This is a genomic window from Bradyrhizobium sp. Rc3b (assembly GCF_900114915.1).
GTDB lineage: Bacteria > Pseudomonadota > Alphaproteobacteria > Rhizobiales > Xanthobacteraceae > Bradyrhizobium.
Window position 1 is genome coordinate 104,571 of record NZ_FOUS01000012.1, and the last position, 21,185, is coordinate 125,755.

Genomic DNA, 21,185 nt, shown 5'->3' on the forward strand with positions numbered 1-21,185 from the left:
ACCCATCTGAAATAGGTTTCCATATGGCCGCCCGTGGAAACAGAGTTTCCGCATATTTTTTGCGGCACCAGGCGCTTAGTTTAGGGGCTACTACAAGATTCGGTAGCTGGCTAAAGCCAACTTGAGGTCCTAGGATCCGGTCGCCTTCCCCGCCGATCATCATCGACCAACAGAAGTGAACACAAGCGCCTGTAAGCCGGTGACCGCAATGCCTGCGGGCACCTTCCGCCCTTCCATCGCTTAGAGAGTGAAGTGCCACCGTGTCCGAACAACCCGTGCCGATGCTGCCGATGTGGCGCGTCGATCACATTAAGCCCTCGCCCGAGATGTTGGCGCTATGCGCCAACGGTCCGATCCACCGCGTGCGTTTCCCGTCCGGGCACGAAGGCTGGTGCGTGACAGGCTACGACGAGGCCAAGGCGGCGCTGTCCGACGCGGCGTTCCGGCCGGCGGGAATGCCGCCGACGGCGTTCACCCCGGATTCGGTGATTCTCGGTTCGCCGGGGTGGCTCGTCTCACACGAGGGGGGCGAGCATGTCCGGCTACGCATGCTAGTCGCGCCGGCCTTCAGCAGCCGGAGGATGAAGCTGCTGGCGCCGCATGTCGACGCGATCGCTGCGCAGTTGTTCGAGAACCTGGCGGCCCAGCGCCAGCCCGCCGACTTGCGGCGCCACCTTTCGTTTCCGCTTCCGGCCATGGTCATCAGTGCCCTGATGGGCCTGCTCTACGAGGATCACGCCTTTTTCGCTCGCCTGTCCGACCAGGTGATGACGCACCAGCATGAAAGCGGCCCGCGCAGCGCGTCGCGCTTGGCCTGGGAAGAACTGCGCGCCTACATTCGCGGCAAGATGCGGGACAAGCGCCAGGATCCGGGCGACAACCTGCTGACAGATCTGCTCACGGCGGTGGACCAGGGCAAGGCGACTGAGGAAGAAGCGATCGGCCTGGCGGCAGGCATGCTGGTGGCGGGGCACGAGAGCACCGTCGCGCAGATCGAATACGGCCTGCTGGCCATGTTCTGCCATCGGCAACAGCGCGAACGCCTGGTCGGCGATCCATCCCTATTGGACAGCGCGGTGGAGGAAATCCTGCGCATGTACCCGCCGGGCGCGGGCTGGGACGGCATCATGCGCTATCCAAGGACCGACGTTACCATCGCGGGCGTGCATATTCCCGCCGAGAGCAAGGTGCTGGTCGGCCTGCCGGCAACATCGTTCGATCCGCGCCATTTCGACGAGCCGGAAATCTTCGACATCGGACGCCAGGAAAAGCCGCACTTGGCGTTCTCCTACGGGCCGCACTCGTGCATCGGGGGGGAGCTGGCCAGGCTGGAACTCAAGGCGGTGTTCGGTTCGATCTTCCAGCGCTTTCCCGCGCTACGCCTAGCCGTCGCGCCCGAACAATTGAAGTTGCGCAAGGAGATCATCACTGGCGGGTTCGAAGAGTTCCCGGTTTTCTGGTGATGTGCGGACGCGTCTGGGGGGCGATCGCGTCCGCGGTTTGCCGGCGCACCTGCCGCGCACCGTCAGACCAACCAGCCAACTGGTAACGAATATGGAAGTGCAAGAAACCACGGCAGCATGCCGGGACGCCTTCGCCGAACTGGCGTCGCCGGCGCGGATCCACGACCCGTATCCGTTCATTCGGTGGTTGCGCGAGCACGACCCGGTGCATCGCGCGGCGTCGGGCCTCTTTCTGTTGAGCCGCCACGCGGACATCTACTGGGCCCTCAAGGCCACTGGCGATGCGTTTCGGGGACCGGCGCCGGGCGAACTGGCGCGCTATTTTCCGCATGCAGCAACCAGCCTGTCGCTCAATCTGCTGGCCTCCACGCTAGCAATGAAGGACCCACCGACGCATACGCGTCTGCGCCGGCTGATCTCGCGCGATTTCACCATGCGCAAGATCGACAACCTGCGGCCGAGCATCGCGCGAATCGTCGAAGCGCGGCTGGACGGCATGGCGCCCGCGCTGGAGCGCGGGGAGGCCGTGGACCTGCATCAGGATTTCGCGCTGGCCTTGCCCATACTGGTCTTCGCCGAACTGTTTGGCATGCCCCACGACGACATGTTCGGGCTCGCCACCGGCATCGGCGCCATTCTCGAAGGCCTGAGCCCGCACGCCAGCGATCCCCGGCTCGCCGCGGCGGACGCGGCCAGTGCCAGAGTGAAGGCCTACTTCGGCGGTCTCATACAGCGCAAGCGCACCCATCCCTGCCACGACATCGTGTCGATGCTGGTCGGCGCACATGAGGATGACGTCGACACGCTGTCAGATGCGGAGTTGATCAGCATGTTGTGGGGCATGCTGCTGGGTGGCTTCACCACCACTGCTGCCACCATCGACCATGCAGTCCTGGCGATGCTGGCCTATCCCGAACAGCGGCACTGGCTGCAGGGAGACGCCATGGGGGTGAAGGCATTCGTCGAAGAAGTCCTGCGCTGCGACGCGCCCGCCATGTTCAGCTCCATTCCGCGTATCGCCCAGCGCGACATCGAATTAGGCGGCGTGGTTATCCCGAAGAACGCGGACGTGCGCGTGCTGATCGCGTCTGGCAATCGCGACCCTGATGCCTTCGCCGATCCCGACCGCTTCGATCCCGCCCGGTTCTACGGCACCAGTCCCGGCATGTCGACGGATGGGAAGATCATGCTGAGCTTCGGCCACGGCATCCACTTCTGCCTCGGAGCGCAACTGGCCCGGGTGCAGTTGGCCGAAAGTTTGCCGCGGATTCAGGCGCGCTTCCCCACGCTGGCATTGGCCGGGCTGCCGACCCGGGAGCCCTCCGCGTTCCTTAGGACGTTCCGCGCGCTGCCGGTGCGGCTGCGTGCGCAAGGGGCTGAGATGCGCGTCGTAGTCGACCAGAATCTGTGCGGAACCAGCGGACAGTGCGTGCTTGCGCTACCGGGTACTTTTCGCCAGCGCGAACCGGACGGTGTGGCCGAAGTGTGCCGGGCGACAGTCCCGCAGGCGCTGCATGCCGCCGTGCGTCTCGCAGCCAGCCAGTGCCCGGTCGCCGCCATTCGGGTCATCAGAGGCGAAGCTGGCGGTGACGAGCGCGCCAGCGCCGACAATGCGCCTTCTCCGGCGGCGGAGGCGGAGCGGCATGCCGACAGAGACCAACGCAATCCAGGAGGACACCATGGGACGGTTTGAAGGCAAGGTGGCCGTGGTGACCGGCGCCGGCGCGGGGATCGGCAAGGCATGCGCCCTTGCCATCGCGCGCGAGGGCGGCAGAGTGGTGGTCGCCGACATCGATGGCTCGGCGGCCACGGCGTGTACCGCGCAAATCGCGGCCGAGGCGGGCCACTCGCTGGCTCTGGCCATCGACATCGCCGAGGCGCAGGCTGTGGCAGCGCTGTTCGACATTGCGGAGCGGCACTTCAGTGCGGTCGATCTCCTGGTGAACAACGCGGGCGCTATGCATCTGACTCCGCGCGACCGCGCGATCCTCGACCTGGACCTGGCGGTCTGGGATCAGACCATGGCAACCAATCTGCGCGGCACACTACTCTGCTGCCGGCAGGCCATCCCAGGGATGATCGCCCGCGGCGGTGGCGCGATCGTCAACATGTCGTCGTGCCAGGGGCTCAGCGGTGACACCGCGCTGACGTCCTACGCCGCATCGAAGGCGGCGATGAACATGCTATCGGCCTCGCTCGCCACCCAGTACGGTCATGCGCAGATCCGCTGCAACGCGGTTGCGCCGGGTCTCATCATGACCGAGCGTCTCCTGGCCAAGCTGGACGAGTGCATGCAACGGCATCTGCGCCGGCACCAGCTCCTGCCGCGCGTCGGCCGCCCTGAGGACGTGGCGGCGCTGGTGGCGTTCCTGCTCTCCGAGGATGCTGCGTTCATCACCGGCCAAGTAGTGTGCATCGACGGCGGCATGCTGGCGCATGTGCCGACATACGCCGACGGTGGGAATAGCCGCGCCGCGCGGCCTTCCGGCGAGACCGCCGAAGCGGCTGCGTTGCAGCGCTGCTGATGGACATGCTGCTCAACCCGCTGAACCGTCGAGATCGGCTGCGGCACGACATCCCGGTCGTGCCCGGCGCCTTCCCCTTGGTCGGGCATCTTCCCGCCATCGTCTGTGACCTGCCGCGCCTGCTGCGGCGCGCGGAACGGACGGTGGGTAGCCACTTCTGGCTGGACTTCGGCCCTGCCGGACACATGGTGACCTGTCTGGATCCGGATGCGATCGCACTGCTCCAGCACAAGGACGTGTCCTCGGCGCTGATCGAAGAGATCGCGCCCGAACTGTTTGGTGGAACTTTGGTCGCCCAGGACGGCGGCGCGCACCGGCAGGCGCGCGGCGCGATCCAGGCGGCGTTCCTGCCCACGGGGCTGACCCAGGCCGGCATCGGCGAGCTGTTCGCGCCCGTCATCTGGGCTTGGGTGCAGAGGTGGCGCGACCGGGGCGACGTAACCATCCTGCGCGAAACCGGCGATCTGATGCTCAAGCTTATCTTCAGCCTCATGGGAATCCCCGCGCAGGACCTGCCGGAATGGCGTCGCAAGTACCGGCAACTGCTGCAGTTGGTCGTCGCGCCAAAGGTCGACCTGCCCGGACTGCCCTTGCGGCGCGGTCGCGCCGCCCGGGACTGGATCGATGCGCGGCTGCGCGAGTTCATTCGCGACGCGCGCGAACTTGCCGCGCGTACCGGGGTAATCAACGACATGGTGAGTGCCTTCGATCGCAGGGACGATGCGCTCTCCGATGAAGTCCTCGTGGCCAATATCCGCTTGCTGCTGCTTGGTGGTCACGACACCACCGCCTCAACGATGGCCTGGATGGTGATCGAGCTAGCGCGGCAGCCTGGGCTGTGGGAGGCTCTGGTCGAGGAGGCGCAACGCGTGGGCGCGGTGCCGACCCGGCACGCGGACTTGGCGCAGTGTCCGGTCGCCGAGGCGCTGTTCCGCGAGACGCTGCGCATGCATCCGCCGACCCCGCTCCTGGTGCGGCGCGCAGCGCGTGAATTGCAACTCGGCCAACGGCGCATTCCCGCGGGCACCGATCTGTGCATCCCGCTGCTGCATTTCTCGACCTCGGCGCTGCTGCACGAGGCGCCTCATCAGTTTCGCCTGGCGCGGTGGCTGGAACGCACCGAGCCGATCCGGCCGGCGGACATGCTGCAGTTCGGTACCGGCCGACACGTCTGCATAGGCTACCACCTGGCATGGCTGGAACTGGTGCAGTTCTGCATCGCCTTGGCGCTGACTATGCACGAGAGCGGGGCGCGGCCGCGGTTGCTGAGCAGTGTCGAAAAAGGCCTGCGCTATTACCCGACTGCACATCCATCCATGACTATCCGAATCGGATTTTCATGAGCTGGCATCACATGCCCTGTTGCGAGGCAGCAGCGCCGGCGACTCGCGGCATTGCTGCACTCGGCGCGCGCACGGTGCGTGTCAGACGTCACCGCGGCGGCTCGCCTGTCAGGGACAAGGACATGAACAACATGCAGACCGGTTCTACGCCACAGGATGACAGAACTGGTGATTCCGTGCTCGGCGGATTGGGCGCGCAGGCGCACGGCGCATCCGGCGGGCTGCTGCCCGTCTGGATGCACGACGGCGCAAACCGGGTCGAACACGTGCTGGCGCGTGTTCTCTGCGCCGAACATGACGGTGAGACCGGGCTGATGGCGGCGATGCGCTACGCTACCTTGCAGGGCGGGAAGCGCACCCGCGCCTTGCTCTGTCTGGCTGCCGGCACACTGGCCGGCGCGCCGGCGCACATGCTCGAAGACGTCGGCGCTGCCATCGAGATGATGCACGCCTGTACCTTGGTCCACGACGATCTGCCCGCGATGGACGACGACGTGCTTCGCCGCGGCCTTCCTACCGTGCACGTCAAGTTCGGTGAAGCTACTGCGATCCTGGTCGGCGATGCGCTGCAGGCGCATGCCTTCCTGACCCTGGCGAGCCTCGATGCGCCGGGCGACAGCCGTATCGCGCTCGTGCGCGAACTGGCGCAGGCGGTGTCAGCCGAGGGTGCCGCAGGCGGGCAGGCCAAGGATCTGTCGCTGGTGGGAAAGCACGTCGAGCTGGACAGGATAGTGGCGATGCACCAGATGAAGAGCGGAGCGCTAGTGCGCGCGTCCGTTCGCATGGGCGCGCTATGCGCTGTCGCGGACAATGCCGCGCACGCTGCACTGTACTGTGCGCTCGATCACTACAGCGCCTGTTTCGGCCTAGCGTTGCAGGTGATCGACGACATTCTCGACGTGACAGCGGATACCGCGACCCTGGGCAAGACCCCCGGCAAGGACGCGGCGGCGCAGAAGCCGACCTGCGCGTCGATCATGGGACTGCAGGCAGCACGCCAGTTCGCGCTGGATCTGTTGCGCGATGCAGCGGAGTCCATCGCGCCGCTGGGGCCGCGTGCTGAACGGTTGGCGCAACTCTTAAAGCGGGCCAACGCGTATCTGTTCAAGCACGCGCCATGCGCATGAGCGCGCGGTCCGCATGGGGACGCCCCCGATTGCAGCGGTTGCCCGCCGCGGGCACGCGGCGCCCTGCGCGCAAGCCTATGCGACGAGCTTGCGGCGACATGCGAAGGCGTCTGCCCTATCCCAGTTCTTTTCAACGGTCTGCATAAGGAACATCCAGCGTGAACGCGCTGTCCGAACAGATCCTTTCCGAATTGCGCGGCCTGCTGAGCGAAATGAGCGATGGCGGCAGCGTCGGTCCGTCTGTCTACGACACGGCGCAGGCGCTGCGCTTCCACGGCAACTTCACCGGTCGGCAGGACGCATATGCGTGGCTCATCGCGCAGCAACAGGCCGACGGCGGATGGGGAAGCGCGGACTTCCCGCTGTTCCGCCATGCGCCCACCTGGGCAGCGTTACTGGCATTGCAGCGTGCCGATGCCCTTCCCGGTGCTGCCGACGCAGTCCAGGCGGCAACCCGGTTCCTTCAGCGCCAGCCCGATCCCTATGCGCAGGCCGTGCCGGAAGACGCGCCGATCGGTGCGGAGCTGATCCTGCCGCAGCTTTGCGGTGAGGCCAGCTCCTTGCTGAGTGCCGTAGCGTTTCCGCGGCATCCAGCGCTGTTGCCGCTGCGGCAAGCGCGCCTGGACAAGCTGGCGGCGCTGGCGATGTTGCCGAGCGGCCATCCCTTGCTGCACTCCTGGGAAGCCTGGGGGACGTCGCCGACGACCGCATGCCTGGATGACGAGGGCAGCATTGGCATCAGTCCGGCGGCCACCGCCGCGTGGCGTGCGCACGCCGTGACGTGGGGAAGCAGGCCGCAGGCCGAGCGCGCCGATGCGTATCTCCGGATGGCATCGCGGGCGACGCGCAGCGGCATCGAAGGCGTCTTTCCCAACGTCTGGCCGATCAATGTGTTCGAGCCGTGCTGGTCCCTGTACACCCTGCATCTGGCCGGGCTGTTCGCGCATCCCGCGCTCGCCGAGGCGGTCCGCGTGATTGTAGCGCAGCTCGACGCCCGCCTGGGCTTGCGCGGTCTGGGCCCGGCCTTGCATTTCGCAGCTGATGCGGACGACACCGCCGTTGCGTTGTGCGTCCTGCACATTGCAGGCCACGACGCGGCGGTGGATGCGTTGCGCCATTTTGAAGTCGGCGAGCTGTTCGTCACCTTCCCCGGCGAGCGCAATGCCTCGGTGTCGACCAACATCCACGCCCTGCATGCGTTGCGACTGTTCGGAAAGCCCGCCGCTGGCACCAGCGCCTATGTCGAGGCCAATCGCAACCTGCACGGTCTGTGGGACAACGAAAAATGGCACGTTTCGTGGCTGTATCCCACCTCGCATGCGGTCGCTGCGCTGGCGCAAGGCAAGCCCCGGTGGCGGGACGAGCGCGCGCTGGCGGCGCTGCTGCAGGCGCAGCGCGGCGACGGCGGCTGGGGCGCCGGTCGCGCCTCCACATTCGAGGAAACCGCCTACGCGTTGTTCGCGTTACGCGTGATGGACGAGAGCGAAAAAGCCACAGGGCGCCGGCGCATCGCGCAGGTGGTGGCGCGAGCGCTGGAGTGGATGCTCGCCCGCCACGCGGCGCATGCATTGCCGAAAACGCCATTGTGGATCGGCAAGGAACTGTATTGCCCCACTCGGGTCGTGCGCGTGGCCGAACTCGCCGGGTTGTGGCTGGCGCTTCGTTGGGGGCGGCGCGTCCTGGCCGAGGGAGCAGGAGCGACCCCATGATCCAGCCAGAACGCGCGCTGCATCAGGTGCTGGAGTGGGGGCGTTCCCTGAGCGGGTTCGCTGACGAGCATGCCGTGGAAGCGGTCAGCGGCGGCCAGTACATTCTGCAGCGTATCCAACCGAGCCTGCGTGACATCAGCGGCCGCACCGGTCGCGATCCGCAGGACGAAACACTGATCTTGGCATTCTATCGCGAACTGGCGCTCCTGTTCTGGCTCGACGATTGCAACGATCTTGGCCTGATCGCGCCGGAGCAGCTCGCCGCCGTGGAGCAGGCGCTGGGGCAGGGCGAGCCGTGCGCCCTCCCCGGATTCGAAGGCTGCGCTGTGCTGCGCGGTTCGCTGGCCGCGCTCGCCTACGATCGTCGCGACTATGCTCAGCTTCTCGACGATACCCAGCGCTACTGCGCGGCGCTGCGCGCCGGACACGCGCAGGCGGCAGGGCCGGAACGCTGGTCCTACGCCGAGTACCTGCACAACGGCATCGATTCGATCGCCTACGCGAACGTGTTCTGTTGCCTGTCGTTGCTGTGGGGGCTGGACATGGCGACTTTGCGCGCGCGTCCAGCGTTTCGCCAGGTCCTGCGGCTCATCTCCGCGATAGGGCGCCTGCAGAACGATCTGCACGGACGCGACAAGGACACGTCGGCCGACGAGGCCGACAACGCGGCGATCCTGCTGCTGCACCGCTATCCAGCTATGCCTGTGCTGGAGTTCCTCAATGACGAGCTGGCCGGCTATACGCGCATGCTGCAGCGGGTGATGGCGCAAGAGCGCTTTCCGGCGCCGTGGAGATCCTTGATCGAGGCCATGGGGGCCATCTGCGCGCGGTACTACCAGACCTCGGCCGGCCGGTACCGCAGCGACTCTGCGAGGGGAGGCCAGCGTTCGCCGGCCTAAAAGCGTGGTTGGCGGCGGCATGCACGCGCTGCCGCGGTCCGACGCAAGGCTGTCGCCGGATGCGGCGGACGCAGCGAGCATGAGCAACACCGCTCTTAGCCGGCGCAAAGACGACACCTGGAGATTGTTCTGGATCGACGATTCGAACGAGTGACCTGTTGCCTTCAGAGCAAGATGACGTGCCCATCCGAGACATGCGATAGGGCACGCTGCGGTGCGCTATCCGAATGAAACGGCCGGATACCGATGGGCGGAGCTTGCGCGCGGGATAAATTTGACCGACGCGCTGTCCGGCTCTGTCACAAGGCCTCTCAGGGCCAGCGATAGCCCACGTTTGGAGCATCAACGGGGAGTATTGCGTGAAGAGAGAAAAACTACAAAATATATAAAAATTTCAATGTGGATAGGAGGACACTCCTTCCGCTAGTTCCCCATCAACTCGTTGATCTTCCAAAAAACTCTGCAGTTCGAATGGCTTCCAGTTGATGGGTGCTCCGGTAAGGTGGCTACAGCGAGCCCCTGGAAGACGTGCCTCATCCTCGACCCATCGGCGCCAAGAGCTCTTCGTACGAGCGTAGAACTGCGCTTGCCGATAGGCTCAAGAACTGCCTCATGCGAAGGACTGGATGAGATATCGTAGGTTTGGTTTGGATAGGCCTTTTCCCCGATGAGGGCGTTTAGCCGGCCTGCTATCTCCACGGCTACCGCCGCCTGCGCGTCCTGGATCGCGGAACACAGTGACCGTGTCGACCAGGTCTCTGATGGCTTCTGCGGCCTCCCCGTCGCCAGCACCCAGTCCTTTCGCTAGTGCCTCTTCGAGACGACCGAGTTGCCCCTCGTATCGCTTGAGGATCGCCGGATGCAGCGCGACTTCTTTGGGGGTGGGCGGTTCACTCCTTAACTCCTCAGATATCCGCTTTCGTTCGGCATCTAAGTCAGTCGATTTCGGTCCGAGAACAGATGGATCTCCGTGTCCTTTTGCAATCGCATTCACCAATCGTTCGATTTCCCGGTTTAGTTCCCCAAGTTGCTGCTCAAGGCGCTGCCGTTTTGCATTTGATGAAGCCGCGAGACGCTTCCGCTCCTCGAGATAGGTGCGTACGTATTCCGAAATAACCTTCGGCGCGCGCAATTCGGCCTTCAACCCACTGAGAACCGCACTCTCGACTGTGTCCAAATAGAAAGTTTTGCCATCAGGACATGTGCCGCTTTCTGTCGCTGCCGAGCAGCGAATACGCAGGCGCCCCGATTTGTCGCGCCCATTCGTTGCCATGCCCGAACCGCAGGAACCGCAACGGAGCAGGCCAGACAGCATGCGACGAGGCCGACGCTGATGGCTGGGATGACCGCGACTGCGCTCGGCTTTGCGTTGCTGGGGAGCTGTAAACAGCCGTGGACTGACAATTGCAAGATGCCGCACTTCGGCTGCCTGCCAATCGCTCTTGGGATTCGGTCGTGACAGGCGCTTTCCCGAGTCGGGATCTTTTACCATCCTGACCTTGTTCCAGAGGAGGCGCCCTACATAAAGCTCGTTCTGCAGAATTCCCGCACGCCTCTCAAGGTTGCCGTTGATGGTTGAAGCATTCCATGCGCGCCCTCGCGGAGGTGATACCCTCTCTCTGTTGAGAGCGTGCGCGATTTCGCGAGGCGTTCGACCGCCCACGTATTCCTGAAAGATGCGCCGGATCACTTGCGCCTCGGCCTCAACGATGACCCGTTCGCCGCTTTTTCCGGCGACCGCGGCATAACCGTATGTCAGGCCGCCTCCGGCCAAACCTTGCTTGACGCGCCCCGCCAGGCCACGACGCACCTTGTGAGCGTTGTCCTCTCGATAGAGTTGTCCGACCAAGCCTCGAAGGCCAACCAGCACGGTGTTAACGACGCCCTCGTGGACCGCCCGGATCTCGATCCCGAGAAATGACAGCCGCTTATGAATGCCAGCTAGATCTTCCATGTCGCGAGAGAGGCGATCGAGCGCTTCGACGATCACCACGTCAAAGGATCTCTCCCGCGCTTGGTCCAACATCCGCAAAAGGCCTTCGCGGTCCATGACAGACCCACCTGAACGAGCCCGATCTTCATGGGTACTGACAACAGTTAAGCATTCGCGCTCGGCATTAGCTCTGACAAAGTGAAACCTGATCCTCAATCGATCTCTCACTCTGTAGATCGGTTGAGAATCGAGCATAGATCGTCGCTCTTTTCCTTATCGCTTTGATCGATGAGCTGTCTTTCATGATCCTCCCTCGCGGCCACACGGGCAAGTACTCGCGCGAGACGTAAAATCGCCTTGTCTGGATTCTTCTGCAAGGAAAAGTTGCGATCCGCTTGCCGCACGATTGACCTTCAGGACATCGCGCAGCTCAACGAGGTGCACGCACCTGCGCTGGGGCTAGTCGATAAGACGTGGGGGCCACTGATCATTTCGAGCATCCTGTTCGGATGAAAACTAACTGCAACGGTCGCTATGAGCTCGTCGTGCAATCGGATGCCCAGGCGACGAAAAAGAGAGGAGCCACTGGCTTTGCCTGCGCGGAATTGATACCGCTGGGAAGCGCACGCCCTCTCATCTAGGCGAATGCCTGAGTGGAAACCTCGGGCCTCGCCAGAGCTCTAGATGTCTAGTCCCGGCATTTGCTGGAGATTGCTGCGCAGCTCTGTCAGATTTCGCAGCCAGCCCCGATAAAGAATCGTTGAATTTAACGGGGACGTGGCAGGGACGCGCATGAGCTGAAGGACCACCATGTGCCGAGTCACGCTTCCGTTAAGCTTTTTGCACTGGGGGTGCAGCGGGATAGTAACTCACGATGCCCCGGACCGTCAGGCGCCGAGCCGCGTCCGCACCGCTTCCAACTCACCGATTAGTTCTCGTTCTGTCGATTTTGCTCGTTTTGCGAGCGATAAGCTCCCGATCAGCTTCTTGCCACCGCTTCAAGCTGGGTTTGGAGCAGTTAGCTGGGTGGCAGGGATAGCGCGGTCCCTGTGCGCGCCTGGGGGACAAGCGCTAAGTCAATTTGTGCTAAGTTCAACTGGCAGTGCGGGCGGGGGAGGCACAGCGTCTGCTCCAGCGGGGCAAAGACCCAGCTTAAAGAGTCGCCGATGAGGATGGGACCGACCGATTTTGGTAGGTGCCCTTCGTTACTTCTCCAAGATACAACTTGGTAGCCCTTGAGAATTTGAGCCTCTTGGGAGCAAAGGTGGCCAGCCCCAGTCTTTGTGACCGGTTGGCCACCAGCGCTTGCGACACCATGCCCACAGGGCAGCTACAGGCCAACAAATGCATACATTCGAGCGGCATATCGCGATCCTGCGGTCGCAAGCGCTTGCCGTGCTTGTAGCCAATCAGGTCCGTGCGGCCGACAGTCACTGGTACTATCACTTCGCATGGTCGCGAGATTAAACATCGACGAAGTTCGGGCGATGCTAGCCTGAGCTGCTGCCGGTTTGGTGGACGCCGAAATTAGGTGTTTCATGAAGCCGGAGGTGGGCATGAAGAGACGGAAGTTCAGTCGCGTTCAAGATGGAGGCGGTCAAGCTGGTTAGGGAGCCTGGGGTGTCGGTCGTGCAGGCCGGGCGCGACCTGGATGTCCATGAGAACGTCCTGCGCCAATGGCTGAAAGAGTTCGGCTCCGATCCGGTGCAGGCCTTTCCCGGCCACGGGCATATGAAGCCGGAGCAGCAGGAGACGAGCGGTTGCGCTGTGAGGTCGCCAAGTTAAAGGCCGAGCGAGATATCCTAAAAAGGCCGCAGCCTTCTCCGCGAAGGAAGCGACGTGAACTTCGTCTTCATCGCGAAGCACCGGACGATCTGGCCGGTGGCATGGCTATGCGATGCGCTGGCGGTGTGGCGGTCGGGCTTCCATGCCTGGTTGAATCGCTCGCCCAGCGCCAGATCCCGCAGCGACGAAGAGCTCGGCGGCCAGGTGGAGGCAAGCTTCAAGGCGAGCGACCGCACCTATGGTGCGCGCCGGGTGTGGCGTGATCTGCTTGCCGATGGGGCGGACTGTGGCCTCCACCAAATCGAAAGACTGAAGCGCCTGCAGGCTTGGGGGCACGGCCGCGAGGCCGGCGCTTGCCGAAGGACAGAGGCGATCGACAGCTCGAGACCGTGCCGGCGAACTCCTTGACCGGCAGGTCATTGCCGAGCGGCCGAACCAGAAGTGGATCGCCGACTTTATCTGGACAGCCGAGGGCTGGCTCTACGTCGCAGCAGTGATCGACCTGTTCTCCGGCTGGGTGGTGGGTTGGTCGATGAGCGCCGCCATGACAGCTCAGTTTGGTGGCCGATGCCCTGCTGATGTTGGCGACGCGGCAAGCCGGAGGCACTGTTGCACCACTCCGACCAGGGCAGTCAGCGAGCAGTTCCAGCCTTTGATAGCCGACCACGGCACTATCTGCAGCATGAGCCGTTCCGGCAATGTTGGACAACGCGGCGATGGAGAGCTTCTTCTCGGCGCTCAAGACCGAACCGACGGAAGGCAAAACCTACAGGGCCAAAGACAAGACACGAGCTGATGTGTTCGACTAAGTCGAACGATTTTACAACACGATCCGCAGGCCCTCGACCATCGGCTATGTCAGCCCGGTCGAGTTCGAGCGCAAGGTCGGATTAGCTTAACTCGATGTCCATCAAATCGGCATCAGCTCAATTCGCGAGTTCTTGCGCTACCGCAGGACCTGGTCGCTATAGGATCAAAGCGGACTTTGCATCCCGACAGGGTCACGCGGCCAGTTTGAGGGGACTCGGCTTAGGAGCGGTCTAAGACGGTCTTTGTGAGCATACTGGCACGAGAGGGCGGAGCCCGCGTTCACTCTGCCAATAGCCGGCTCTCGTCTGGCAGCGCCGTAACGTGCTGTGCCCAACGCTCAAGCGCTTCGCGCATCTCGGTCTCATACCGAGCGCGGTTATACACCCCAGCAACGCCCGCCCGGTGACCGCTGACATGGTTTAGGATCGCCTCCACGATATGTGGCAACACGCCAAGCCGGTCGGCCATTATTGTGGAGGCCGATCTCCGTAGATCGTGAATTGTCCAATGGGGTAGGGGGGCGCCCAGGGTTTTCGCGGCTCGCGCATCAAGCGCCGCCTTCGACTTGGACCAGCCAGAGAAACCACGATGGGGGTCGCCGCTGCGCCTGGGCCCGTCACCAAAAAGGAATTCTCGGCCAATTTGGCGGTGTGGCAGTAGGGATAGCGCGGCAGGAACCAATGGTAGCGAGTGCTCGCGATGGTTCTTGGTCCGCGCGCTTGGCAGCGTCCAGAGCCCCGAAAAGGTATCAAGTTCGGCCCATTGCATGCTGCCTACTTCATCTCGGCGCTGGGCTGTGAGCAGTAACAAACGCACAATACGTCCATAATCGTCATCGCCACAGGCGTGCCACATGGCTGATAGTTCCCTGTCCGTGAGGACCCGTTCGCGGCTTCTCGGCTGTACGGGTCGGTTAGTGCCGAGTACCGGGTTCGCAACAATGTCGAGGCCCTCACGTATTGCCCAGTTGAACGTTGAGGACAGGGCGGTACGGGCGCGGGCAGCTGAGACCGCTCCATGAGCGGAAGCGAGGTCAGCGATACGACCCGAAATTTGGCGGCGTGAGATCTGGAAGACCGAAACCGAATGCAGGGGTTTCCAACTGACCAAGAGGTAGCGTTTTATATCCGAATAGGTCCGGGGCTTCAGCCGTTGTTTGGCGTTCCGAAGATATTGATCCGCGATTGTTCGGAGCGTGTCGGCCGCCTGTAGGCGCGCCTTGGCTTTCTCGTCCGCCGGGTCTTTGCCATTAGCAACTATGCCCAGAAGCCGCTTGGCCTCCTTGCGGGCGAGCTCTGGTGTCCAGGGGGCGCCGTGAGCGCCGATGGTGGCAAAGCGTTGCCGACCGAAAACTCGATATTTGAGAACGTAGGTCGCCTGATCGCGTTGACGCCGAACGCCAAAGCCCCGCACCGCCTCGCGGTGGTTTGCGTCCCAAATAGTCTCGCCCGGTCTGAGTGCTTGCACGGTGCGGATGGTGATACTCGAAACGGCCATCGATCACCTCTGTAGCTACCACATAGCTACCACTATAGCGTAAACTGCAGCGCAGATAATGCGGGAGGCGGCGAGCTTATTAACTGATAATTCTGTGATTTTCGTGCAAATGGCGGGTAGGGCGTAGCACCGGCGGAGTCCAAACGGTGTCTGTGGAACAGGAGGTCGGTGGTTCGAGCCCACCCAACTGTACCAGCGGGGTCAATATTTGAGATCAAAACAAAGAAATCAGCAGAATTCGCTTGAGGCGATAAAGCGGCATCAAGCAGGCAAATCGCTATTCCTGATGTGTGCAGGGATGCCGACGATGTTAGCGATTTTTCGCCAGATCCTGCGAAAGCCGTACTGCGACCATGGTCGGGCCGACGCCTCGTAAATGACAACAGGACCAGCAGATGGCTTCCCGCCATAGAAGACAATGGCGTGCGCCAATTCCTCCATAACCATTGGGAAGACCTTTAGATCGTGCTGAGTCACTCGTGATCGCTTGGTGGTCATACGCAGAATAAGTTCTTCATCAATCTGCTCCCATCGAAGACCTCTTATCCACTTACCGTATTTGGGATGTGAAACATCGGATGGATCAGCCTCATCATTCGGCACCCATTCTCCAAGCACTTCTTTTTGGGTAAGGCGCAGCTCAAATTGAAGAGCTTGCGCGAGCGCAATGGAGAAATAACCGATTTCCCGAGCTTTGTTCCGGAGCGCGGTGGCTTGATCTGCGGTCATCCTTGAGATGCGTGGAGTGGAGCTAGCTTGAACGCGAGCGAGGCTTAGGACTTCGAAAAGACGCGCGCACTCTCTATCTTCCAGTATCGTCGCGCCAAATCGAAACACCGCGCTTAGGCGTCCCGTTAGTGCGGAGGCCATCGCGGCCTTGCCATTAGCTACCCAATCGCGCTGCCAAGCAACCAATGTGCGGGGACGAACGTCCCTCAGCCGGTACTCTCCTTTCTCTGCGGCGATGCGCGCTAACATTCGACGATGCCTCACGCGGACCTCATGTTTCAGCTCATGGAAAGATGAGTCTGGATCGATTTGGTATTCCGTAATCAAAGTCCCGAGCGTCAAGCTCATCGGTTAACCTATCCGTTCACAAAGTAGGTCCCAAAAATAATTATCACGATCGCTATTGTGCCGACGATACCGAGAACGCCCTCGGCTTTTATCGTCGACCCGAAAATTTGGATTTCCATTCTCTGTCGTTGTTGCACGGCGACTCTCCCTTGGATCAGACCTAACCCTTGTGCTCGATCTCCGGGAGAAGGCAATCGAGTGCCTTCGAAAAATCCTAATACCTCGCAATCTCATGCACTTAAGACACTGCGCGGTAGGTTATCGCTCTATGCGAAAGAGCGACAACCTGCATTTTTCCAAATTGCTTTGCCTTTAAGTTCAAGCGCCACCAGCATAATTTCTGAGCGGTGCTGATTGTACTGTCTGCTGATCAGCAACTGATGACTGACATCCACTGAGCAGCTCTAAGAAATTCAAAGACTTAGACAGGCTGTCGCTCTTTACCATGGAGCGATAACCTGAAGAGAAAGTGCGACTAGATGGGAAGCGAGCCGCCGCCGAGACGCGGGACAAGGGAGCGGCGGCTCGCTTTGCCTGCCGGGATTACGGTGACAGTGCACTAAACTCCTAATCCCGCGCATGCGTGCCATCAGAGTACTGGCGAAAGCCAATCTTGTGCGCGGTCACCGTAGCTCCTCGGTTCGCAATGCGATATCGGTAGCGAGCCAAAGATATTCATGGACAAGCAAGCCAGGCAAAAAAGATCGTGAGTTTCTTCGAACGTCTCAAGACAGAAGCATCCGTTGAGTGGCGGGCCTACACCGAACATCCCTTCACGAACGGATTGGCAGACGGCTCGCTCCCCGAAGCGGCGTTTCGTCACTACCTCGTCCAGGATTACCTGTTCCTCATCGAGTTTGCTCGCGCCTACGCGCTGGCGGTCTACAAGTCGCCCAGGCTTGCCGACATGCGTGAGGCAGCGGCCGGCCTTTCGGCCATCCTCGATGTCGAGATGAACCTGCATGTGAAGCTCTGTGCCGATTGGGGCCTATCCCCGGCCGATCTTGAACAGGCCCCTCCGGCGGCCGAGATGCTGGCCTATACACGCTATGTGTTAGATGCGGGAATGCGCGGCGATCTGCTGGCACTCAAGGTGGCGCTTGCTCCCTGTGTGATCGGGTACGCGGAGATCGCAACGCGGCTCGCCTCGCGACCCCATGCGGATGCCGCGACCAACGCCTATCGCGTCTGGATCGCGGAGTACGCCGGCGTGCCGTACCAGGAGGTCGCTGCCAAAGCCCGTGCGCACCTCGACCATCTCGCCGATCTCTACGCCACGCCGGCCCGCGAGGCCGAGCTGACTGCGATCTTCAAGGAAGCCACCCGGCTCGAGGCAGACTTCTGGGAGATGGCCTGGCGCGAGGGCCAGCGTGTTGCCGAATTACGGTAACAGTGCGCGAAACTCCTGCGGACTCGCATCCCGCCTCACGCGATCATCGCCTTGATCTGCGCAGTATCCGCAAACTCGATCAGCTCGGCGATCTTGCCATCCTGATGAACAGGTCCAGGATCTCGGTGCTGAAAGTCTTTCCGCTCGGATTGTATCGAACGACAACCCGGGAAAGCGCGACGTCGAGCCTGCATGCCTATCCGGCGCGAGGGCCGCGGTCGTCTAATTCAGACGGGTGCAATTTGCCTCACTTCCGTGCGCCCGCCGTCGACCAAGGCTTCGGATCTTCTCTCGGTGGTGGTCCATTGAGTTGGAGCTCCCAGGACTCGAATGGCGGACTCACTTGGAACCCGCGGTCGCAATAGCTCCGGATCCATTGGGCGGCACGGTGCTCCGCATACTTCGCGTTAACGGGCATACCCTGCTGATCAAACTCGATGACGTTCGCAAAGATCGCATAGGCCTGCTCCATCAAGCTCGGCTCTGCTAACATTACCTGGCGATATTCGATCCCTTCGAGAAGAGGATGCCCGACGGAGCCAGCAGCAATCCAATAGCTGAAGCTACGTAACGCTCCCGAGAAGGCGGCGCTTAGCTTTGAAGGATGATTCATGTTCGAACACCATAAAGTAGCAAGTGAGCCAAGCTCCGCCGTCGACACCGTATTTCTAGCTGCTTCACGTCCGGGGCAACATCCCGAAATCAGCCAACATCGACAACCTCTGGGAGCCTGAGAAAATGATCTCAGCCGAATACTGCCGACTTATGGCCCGCTACAACACTTGGCAGAACGCCTCTTTGGTAACGGCCGCCGACGAGCTTACCAACGAGGATCGCTGGAAGGATCGAGGTGCGTTCTTCCGGTCGATCGCAGCTACATTGAACCATCTTTATTGGGCTGATGCCCTGATACTGGAGCGATTAAAGGGGAACGAGCGTCCAGAGGAAACCATCAAGCCCTCCCTCACGGATCCCACAGATTGGGAGGCCTTCAAGGCGCTCCGCTTGCAACGGAACGCGGAAATCGAAGCGTGGTCAGCGCGATTGGTCGATGCGGACCTGAACGGGATGCTTGTTTGGTATCCGGGGGACGGTTCAACTCGGATCGAGAAGCCAAAGACGCTCGTTGCTGTTCAACTCTTCAATCACCAGACCCACCATCGAGGTCAGGTCCATGCGATGCTGACGGCAGCGGGTGCAGAACCAGAGCCGACGGACCTTCATCTTCTGGCGTAGCTCGTGCGACGCTCCAATCCATCTCATCGCATGTCAGGCGATCATCGCCTTGATCTGCGCCGTGTCCGCAAACTCGATCAGCTCGGCGATCTTGCCGTCCTGAAATCTGAACAGATCCAGGATCTCGGTGCTGAAAGTCTTTCCGCTCGGATTGTATCGAACGACAACCCGGGAATGGACTGCGACGCGATCCCCGTCGACCAGCTCAGTCAGGATCTCGCGGCTTTCGAAGCCGAAGTTGGCAGTGAACTGAGTGAAAGCCCCGCGCAGGGTCGGATGCCCCTCCATGCGTCCCGTCAGTTCCAGCGCGCCCTTGTCGCCCATCAAGGTGAAGTGGCCCTCGGGATGAAAAGCCGTCACCAGGCCTTCGACGTCGCCCTCGCCGCGCGCGGCGTAGGCGGTCCTGATCAATGCGAGCATCTCTTCGCGCTGTGCCATGTCACCCTCCCTGCAACACGTATCAGGGCAGCCTAGCGACCTTCGCGTGTAAAGGCAAAATCATTGGGACCGTGTTGCGCGTGCTCAGCGCGCCACCACCCACACCACCACCGGCAACGTCACTGCCGCCAGCAGCGTCCCCAGCGCCACCGCGCCCGAGACCGGGTTCACCAGCCGCTGATACTGCACCGCGAAGATGTAGGCGTTGGCGCCGGTCGGCATCGCCGCGAACAGCACGACGACGCCGGCAGCGATCGGCGGCAGGTCGAGCAGCTTGGCCAGCACGAATGCAGCCGCCGGCATCGCCGCTAGCTTCAGCGCGCACATCACCAGGATGCTCAGCTTCTCGCCCTTCACCTCGAAGCGAAACAGGTTGATGCCGAGCGCGATCAGCGCGGTCGGCGAGCCCGCCTGCGCCAGCAGTTCGATGGTGCGGTCGACGACGGGGGTGAGGCCGAGGCCGGTGAAACGCCAGATCACGCCAAAGCCGATCGCCAGCATCAGCGGATTGCGGGCGAGATCCGTGAGCACGGGCCAGATCACCGACAGCGCCGAGCCGGTCCGCTTGCGGTTGACCAGCTCCATCTGCAGGATGCCGCAGAGCCAGAGCAGCGGCGTGTTCACCGACAGGATCAGCGCCATCGGGCCTGCGGCCTCATTGCCGAGCGCCGAGAGCGTCAGGGGAATGCCGAGCATCACGATGTTGCCGTAGACCGAGCCGATCGCGAACACGACGCCGTCCTCGCGATCTTCGCGCCGCGCGCGCAGCAGCGCCGAGATCGCCAGCGCCGCGATCCAGATGACGGCCAGCGCGCCGTAATAGGCGCCCCACATCCGGTAGGGGCTGACGTCTGGGAATTCCGACACGACGATGGTGCGGAACAGCAGCGCCGGGATCGCGATGCTGAAGGCGAACTCGGAGATGCCCTTGTGCGCGCTCTCCGAGACGAAGCGAAACAGCACCGCGGCATAGCCGGACGCGATCAGCGCAAACACCGGCGCGACGATCAGCAATGTGGCCATGCGCCGCTACGACCCCAGCTCGATGATCCGGCGCGCCATCCGCACATTGGCATAGTCGATCATCTTGCCGTCCAGCGTCACCGCGCCCTGTCCTTTCGCCTCCGCCTGCTCCATGGCGTCGACGATCCGCCGCGCCTGGGCCAGCTCCTGCTCCGACGGCATGAACGCGCGCAGCGTCGGCTCGATCTGGTCGGGATGGATGACCTGCTTGCCGTCGAACCCCATCGCCGCGGCCTTTTGCGCGCTGCTTTCGGTCAGCCTGGCATCGCGGAACGCGCCGCAGGGGCCGTCGATGGCGTGAAGGCCGTGCGCGCGGGCGGCCACGAGGACGCGCATCATCGGATAGGCAAACAGGTCGAGCGGGGCGGAGGCATAGCCGCTTTGCGCCGATCCCACGTGACGATAGCCGTCCGGCGACACGCCGATGTCGGAGGAGCGGGCGCCGATCGACGCCGCGAAATCGCCGACGCCGAGATGCAGCACGGCGACGCTGGCGTGGCACGCAGCGAGCGTGTCGACATTGACGAGGCCGAGCGCGGTCTCGATCAGTAATTCCAGCGCGACCGGCGCGGGGCGATCGGGGTTAGCTGCCCGCAACTGCTCGGCAATGCCGGCGATGTCGCTGGCGCGCTCCGCCTTCGGCACGATCACCGCATCCAACCGCGGAAGTGCGACCAGCGCGCGGATCTCTTGCGCGATGAAGGGGCTGTCGACGGCGTTGATCCTCACCGTGACGCGCTTGTTGCCCCAGTCGAGCGAGGCGAGGGACTGGACAGCTTCCTCCAGCGCAAGGCCCTTCTCGGACGGCGGCACCGCGTCCTCGAGATCCATGAACACCGCATCCGCCGTTGAGGCCGCTGCCTTGGCGACAAGACGGGAGCGATGCGCGGGAACGGCGAGGTAGGCCCGCGTGGGCCGCAGCGAGACCAT

The 21,185-nt window shown here is 62.6% G+C and carries 16 protein-coding genes and 1 pseudogene; 10 read left to right on the plus strand and 7 right to left on the minus strand.

Features of this window, described 5'->3' with window-relative positions; all coding sequences use genetic code 11:
* Positions 1 to 260 precede the first annotated feature (260 nt).
* The 7 genes from BM190_RS27085 (at position 261) to BM190_RS27115 (ending at position 9,066) form a co-directional block, all read left to right on the plus strand.
* A complete protein-coding gene (locus tag BM190_RS27085) occupies positions 261 to 1,463 on the plus strand; it encodes a cytochrome P450 (protein WP_092260567.1) in 1,203 nt (400 codons plus the stop codon).
* Between the two features lie 91 nt (positions 1,464 to 1,554).
* Positions 1,555 to 3,156 (plus strand): cytochrome P450, encoded by a 1,602-nt coding sequence (locus BM190_RS27090; RefSeq protein ID WP_092260569.1) that lies wholly within the window; start codon positions 1,555 to 1,557, stop codon positions 3,154 to 3,156.
* Entirely contained in the window at positions 3,143 to 3,988 is an 846-nt protein-coding gene (locus BM190_RS27095; protein WP_092260571.1) for an SDR family oxidoreductase, read from the plus strand. Before BM190_RS27090 ends, BM190_RS27095 begins: the two co-directional genes overlap by 14 nt.
* Positions 3,988 to 5,331 carry a cytochrome P450 gene (locus BM190_RS27100; protein WP_092260572.1) on the plus strand — a complete coding sequence of 448 codons (1,344 nt, stop codon included), beginning with the start codon at positions 3,988 to 3,990 and terminating at the stop codon, positions 5,329 to 5,331. Before BM190_RS27095 ends, BM190_RS27100 begins: the two co-directional genes overlap by 1 nt.
* Before the next feature lie 131 nt (positions 5,332 to 5,462).
* Complete coding sequence (locus BM190_RS27105) at positions 5,463 to 6,458, plus strand: polyprenyl synthetase family protein (RefSeq protein ID WP_177237323.1); 996 nt, start codon at positions 5,463 to 5,465, stop codon at positions 6,456 to 6,458.
* 158 nt (positions 6,459 to 6,616) lie between these two features.
* Entirely contained in the window at positions 6,617 to 8,167 is a 1,551-nt protein-coding gene (locus tag BM190_RS27110) for a hypothetical protein (protein ID WP_092260574.1), read from the plus strand.
* Positions 8,164 to 9,066: a terpene synthase family protein gene (locus BM190_RS27115; protein ID WP_092260576.1), complete on the plus strand. Its 903-nt coding sequence runs from the start codon at positions 8,164 to 8,166 to the stop codon at positions 9,064 to 9,066. The genes BM190_RS27110 and BM190_RS27115 overlap by 4 nt, the downstream gene beginning before the upstream one ends.
* A 610-nt stretch (positions 9,067 to 9,676) precedes the next feature.
* Here the strand turns inward: BM190_RS27115 and BM190_RS27120 are convergent.
* Positions 9,677 to 11,254, minus strand: a complete 1,578-nt coding sequence (locus BM190_RS27120; RefSeq protein ID WP_244550744.1) for a recombinase family protein — start codon at positions 11,252 to 11,254, stop codon at positions 9,677 to 9,679.
* Between the two features lie 1,301 nt (positions 11,255 to 12,555).
* Between BM190_RS27120 and BM190_RS27125 the strand changes: the two are divergent.
* Positions 12,556 to 13,683: pseudogene (locus BM190_RS27125) on the plus strand (IS3 family transposase).
* Positions 13,684 to 13,873: 190 nt separating this feature from the next.
* Here the strand turns inward: BM190_RS27125 and BM190_RS27130 are convergent.
* Positions 13,874 to 15,091 carry a tyrosine-type recombinase/integrase gene (locus BM190_RS27130; protein ID WP_092260579.1) on the minus strand — a complete coding sequence of 406 codons (1,218 nt, stop codon included), beginning with the start codon at positions 15,089 to 15,091 and terminating at the stop codon, positions 13,874 to 13,876.
* Positions 15,092 to 15,352: 261 nt separating this feature from the next.
* Positions 15,353 to 16,168 (minus strand): site-specific integrase, encoded by an 816-nt coding sequence (locus BM190_RS27135; protein ID WP_092260581.1) that lies wholly within the window; start codon positions 16,166 to 16,168, stop codon positions 15,353 to 15,355.
* 706 nt (positions 16,169 to 16,874) lie between these two features.
* Here BM190_RS27135 and tenA point away from each other — a divergent pair.
* Positions 16,875 to 17,558 carry a thiaminase II gene (tenA, locus tag BM190_RS27140; protein WP_018318272.1) on the plus strand — a complete coding sequence of 228 codons (684 nt, stop codon included), beginning with the start codon at positions 16,875 to 16,877 and terminating at the stop codon, positions 17,556 to 17,558.
* A 247-nt stretch (positions 17,559 to 17,805) separates the two neighbouring features.
* Here tenA and BM190_RS27145 read toward each other — a convergent pair whose 3' ends face one another.
* Positions 17,806 to 18,171: a DUF7677 family protein gene (locus BM190_RS27145; protein ID WP_092260583.1), complete on the minus strand. Its 366-nt coding sequence runs from the start codon at positions 18,169 to 18,171 to the stop codon at positions 17,806 to 17,808.
* 125 nt (positions 18,172 to 18,296) lie between these two features.
* On the opposite strand from BM190_RS27145, the gene BM190_RS27150 reads away from it, so the two are divergent.
* Positions 18,297 to 18,794, plus strand: a complete 498-nt coding sequence (locus tag BM190_RS27150) for a DinB family protein (protein ID WP_092260585.1) — start codon at positions 18,297 to 18,299, stop codon at positions 18,792 to 18,794.
* Positions 18,795 to 18,827: 33 nt separating this feature from the next.
* Here BM190_RS27150 and BM190_RS27155 read toward each other — a convergent pair whose 3' ends face one another.
* The 3 genes from BM190_RS27155 to BM190_RS27165 all read right to left on the minus strand — a co-directional run bounded on the left by BM190_RS27155 (position 18,828) and on the right by BM190_RS27165 (position 21,185).
* Positions 18,828 to 19,232 carry a nuclear transport factor 2 family protein gene (locus BM190_RS27155; protein WP_092260587.1) on the minus strand — a complete coding sequence of 135 codons (405 nt, stop codon included), beginning with the start codon at positions 19,230 to 19,232 and terminating at the stop codon, positions 18,828 to 18,830.
* 84 nt (positions 19,233 to 19,316) lie between these two features.
* The gene (locus BM190_RS27160; RefSeq protein ID WP_092260590.1) at positions 19,317 to 20,255 is read right to left on the minus strand and encodes an AEC family transporter; all 939 of its coding nucleotides are present in this window, start codon (positions 20,253 to 20,255) and stop codon (positions 19,317 to 19,319) included.
* Positions 20,256 to 20,261: 6 nt separating this feature from the next.
* On the minus strand, positions 20,262 to 21,185 hold the full coding sequence (locus BM190_RS27165) for an HpcH/HpaI aldolase/citrate lyase family protein (RefSeq protein ID WP_092260592.1): 924 nt from the start codon (positions 21,183 to 21,185) through the stop codon (positions 20,262 to 20,264).

Coding starts and splice junctions, on each gene's coding strand:
- BM190_RS27090 (WP_092260569.1), top strand. CDS start 1,555: ATGGAAGTGCAAGAAACCACGGCAGCATGCCGGGACGCCTTCGCCGAA.
- BM190_RS27095 (WP_092260571.1), top strand. CDS start 3,143: ATGGGACGGTTTGAAGGCAAGGTGGCCGTGGTGACCGGCGCCGGCGCG.
- BM190_RS27100 (WP_092260572.1), top strand. CDS start 3,988: ATGGACATGCTGCTCAACCCGCTGAACCGTCGAGATCGGCTGCGGCAC.
- BM190_RS27105 (WP_177237323.1), top strand. CDS start 5,463: ATGCAGACCGGTTCTACGCCACAGGATGACAGAACTGGTGATTCCGTG.
- BM190_RS27115 (WP_092260576.1), top strand. CDS start 8,164: ATGATCCAGCCAGAACGCGCGCTGCATCAGGTGCTGGAGTGGGGGCGT.
- BM190_RS27120 (WP_244550744.1), bottom strand. CDS start 11,254: ATGCTCGATTCTCAACCGATCTACAGAGTGAGAGATCGATTGAGGATC.
- BM190_RS27130 (WP_092260579.1), bottom strand. CDS start 15,091: ATGGCCGTTTCGAGTATCACCATCCGCACCGTGCAAGCACTCAGACCG.
- BM190_RS27135 (WP_092260581.1), bottom strand. CDS start 16,168: ATGAGCTTGACGCTCGGGACTTTGATTACGGAATACCAAATCGATCCA.
- BM190_RS27145 (WP_092260583.1), bottom strand. CDS start 18,171: ATGAATCATCCTTCAAAGCTAAGCGCCGCCTTCTCGGGAGCGTTACGT.
- BM190_RS27150 (WP_092260585.1), top strand. CDS start 18,297: ATGATCTCAGCCGAATACTGCCGACTTATGGCCCGCTACAACACTTGG.
- BM190_RS27155 (WP_092260587.1), bottom strand. CDS start 19,232: ATGGCACAGCGCGAAGAGATGCTCGCATTGATCAGGACCGCCTACGCC.
- BM190_RS27160 (WP_092260590.1), bottom strand. CDS start 20,255: ATGGCCACATTGCTGATCGTCGCGCCGGTGTTTGCGCTGATCGCGTCC.
- BM190_RS27165 (WP_092260592.1), bottom strand. CDS start 21,185: ATGGTCTCGCTGCGGCCCACGCGGGCCTACCTCGCCGTTCCCGCGCAT.